Raw genomic sequence first — 310 nt, 5'->3', positions numbered from 1 at the left:
CCATATTATTTTGTAATCCTCTATTGATTACTGCTTCATCAATATTTCCTTTAAGTCCTGTTTGAAAATAGGAATTTAAAAAAGCATGTTTTAAAATTCTTAAGTCTTCTTCTCCGTTAATATCTAAATATTTTTCTAAAACAATTTTATCTTCTGTTAAAGTTCCTGTTTTATCTGTACATAAATTATTCATTGCTCCAAAACTTTGAATAGAATCGAGTTTTTTTACAATTGTTTTTTTCTTTGACATTTTAATAGCACCTTTTGATAATGTAGAAGATAAAATAACTGGTAATAATAAAGGTGTAAT

The 310-nt window shown here is 24.2% G+C and carries 1 pseudogene; it reads right to left on the bottom strand.

Annotated elements, in window-relative coordinates:
- Window positions 1–310: pseudogene (locus GNY06_RS00160) on the bottom strand (magnesium-translocating P-type ATPase); the annotation flags it as partial.

It is taken from the genome of Elizabethkingia argenteiflava (assembly GCF_009904105.1).
GTDB lineage: Bacteria > Bacteroidota > Bacteroidia > Flavobacteriales > Weeksellaceae > Elizabethkingia > Elizabethkingia argenteiflava.
This window is presented reverse-complemented; position numbering and strand designations above follow the sequence as displayed.